3 protein-coding genes and 1 pseudogene are annotated in these 2,214 nt (G+C 43.6%); 1 reads left to right on the top strand and 3 read right to left on the bottom strand.

From position 1 onward, the window contains the following. The coding region (locus F6K20_RS35140) for an NADH-quinone oxidoreductase subunit H (RefSeq protein WP_287297900.1) at nucleotides 1-740 on the bottom strand (740 nt) is incomplete at its 3' end. Between the two features lie 249 nt (nucleotides 741-989). Next, on the bottom strand, nucleotides 990-1,130 hold the full coding sequence (locus F6K20_RS35135) for a hypothetical protein (RefSeq protein WP_154659812.1): 141 nt from the start codon (nucleotides 1,128-1,130) through the stop codon (nucleotides 990-992). A gap of 168 nt (nucleotides 1,131-1,298) precedes the next feature. Between F6K20_RS35135 and F6K20_RS35130 the strand changes: the two genes are divergently transcribed. Beyond that, a complete protein-coding gene (locus F6K20_RS35130) occupies nucleotides 1,299-2,102 on the top strand; it encodes a serine/threonine-protein kinase (protein WP_287297898.1) in 804 nt (267 codons plus the stop codon). Here F6K20_RS35130 and F6K20_RS41030 read toward each other — a convergent pair. Then, nucleotides 2,085-2,214: pseudogene (locus tag F6K20_RS41030) on the bottom strand (DUF488 domain-containing protein); the annotation flags it as partial. The gene F6K20_RS35130 and the pseudogene F6K20_RS41030 overlap by 18 nt on opposite strands.

Below are 2,214 nucleotides of genomic sequence, written 5' to 3'. Positions count from 1 at the left end.
TACTGGTAGCTGGCTATCAGTTCTTCTTCTGCTTCGGGTAAGTCAAAGGGGAGTCGCTCGCATTCTGCCAAGGCCGAAATCCAAAAAATTAGGAAACCCACTGGTTGACGCCAGATATTCCAACCCAGAATGCCGTATCCCGATTGCTGATCAACGATGTCAATGGTGCTGAGGCTGTTGGACATCATGACAACAGCTAGAACCGCTAATGCTAGAGGAATTTCGTAACTGATAGACTGAGCTGCAGCTCTTAAGCCTCCGAGTAAGGAATACTTATTATTAGAGGCGTAGCCAGACATTAACAGACCAATCGGCTGAATGCTCGACAGGGCAATCCATAGGAATATGCCTGTGCCCACATTGGTAATTACCAAGTTCTGTCCAAACGGTACAATCAGGTAGGAGATAAATACCGGCAGTACAACCAGGATTGGTCCGAGGGTGAATAATAAAGAGTCAGATTTGGCTGGAATAACATCTTCTTTGAAGACGAGTTTGATGCCATCTGCTACAGGCTGGAGTACCCCTAGAGGGCCAGCGTATTCTGGACCAATGCGCTGTTGAGCAGCAGCTGAAATTTTTCGTTCTAACCAGACCACTACCAAAACCCCTACGGTGGCAACGGTAATCATTAGAAATAGGGGTAATGGCATCCAAATGGCTTTAGCTGCACCAGCGGGGATGCCTAGATCACTCAGCGATTGAATAAAACTGCTTTGGAGGTCAATTCCTGGATTCATATTTTCCCATGAAGGTTATCATTGAGACCATCGATACCGCTGGTATCAGTGGGTATAAGTTTCTTTATGAAGATTTTTTGAGAACTTCAGTGTCTAGTATATACTTGAGAGCTTAATTTCTCCCGATCACCCGATCACCCCTTGTCTATCCTAGACCTAAAGCATTGCTAGGATAGCTCTATCGCTATTGTTTTTATATATAGGGTTCATCAGCAATTGGATGGGAGTGCGATCGCACTGTTATAGATATCACTGTATAGATCGCGATAGATCGCGCTTTTCCTGGGATGTTAGAACCGCAGGTGCTGCTTTCCCGGCATCCAGCTGCGGAAAATCTAGTCTGTAGACTTGCCTATAAGTATCTTGCCCATAGCTATCTGTTCGTGGCATTATTAATGACCAACGATTAAGTTGTAATATTTAGGCTTATTATTGTCGTTGACTATACCAAAAGCGATTGGCCGTAGACCACACTACGCGAACGCATTTCTACTTAAAACTTCTACTTAACAAACTTAAAGCTAAACTTTCAAGTAGATCAACCCATCTTTAACCCCAATGATCCTGTGCATAAATCCTGGGTGTCCTCAGCCCGGTAACCCTGATACGGATCTATTCTGCTCAAGCTGCGGTTCTGAGTTATTGCTGGCGGGACGGTATCGGGTCAGCCGATTACTCGGAGAAGGTGGCTTTGGACGAATCTATGAGGTGACTCACAAGGGAATTGCCAAGGTTCTCAAAATTTTGATTAACGATGAACCCAAAGCTGTGGAACTTTTTGAGCAAGAAGCCAGAGTTCTCACTCAGCTCAATCATCCAGGTATTCCTAAAGGAGAGGAAAATTTTACCTTCTTTCCCAGAAACCACCAAACCCCCCTATACTGTTTGGTCATGGAAAAAATCTCTGGGCTGAATTTAGAGGAGTATCAGGAAAAGCGAGGAAATCGCCCCATTGATGAAAAATTAGCCTTGGATTGGTTATTTCAAATCGTTGATATTCTCCAAGCAGTTCATCAGGAAAACTTTTTCCATCGCGATATCAAACCTTCCAATATTATTTTGCGTCCAGATGGACAACTAGTATTAATTGATTTTGGCACAGTGCGCCAAGTTACCGACACTTTTATGTTCAAACAATCTGCTGGGAATGTTACCAGTATGATTTCCCCTGGGTATACTCCCCTAGAACAAATCCATGGTCAAGCGGTACCCCAATCGGATTTCTACGCTCTAGGACGGACATTTGTTTATTTGCTGACAGGGCAAGAACCCTCAGATTTGTATGATGCTGGTAATGATATCTTGATGTGGCGACCCCATGCACCACACATTTCTTCAGAGTTAGGACGGAGCCAATTCTAGACGATGTATATAGTCAATATTCCCAATTTGCTGCAAAAAGTATTCAAAATCCGTCTTTTTGGTGAAACCAGCTAATTGAGATTTATTATTCAGTCTCGTATCGATAACTCGC

It is taken from the genome of Moorena sp. SIO2C4 (assembly GCF_010672485.1).
Lineage (GTDB): Bacteria > Cyanobacteriota > Cyanobacteriia > Cyanobacteriales > Coleofasciculaceae > Moorena > Moorena producens.
The sequence above is the reverse complement of the archived record's forward strand: the minus strand, read 5'-3'. Positions and strand labels throughout refer to the sequence as shown.

What these genes read in the sequence shown, in the direction of transcription:
- F6K20_RS35135 (WP_154659812.1), bottom strand. Translation starts at nt 1,130, where the DNA reads ATGCCACGAACAGATAGCTATGGGCAAGATACTTATAGGCAAGTCTAC.
- F6K20_RS35130 (WP_287297898.1), top strand. Translation starts at nt 1,299, where the DNA reads ATGATCCTGTGCATAAATCCTGGGTGTCCTCAGCCCGGTAACCCTGAT.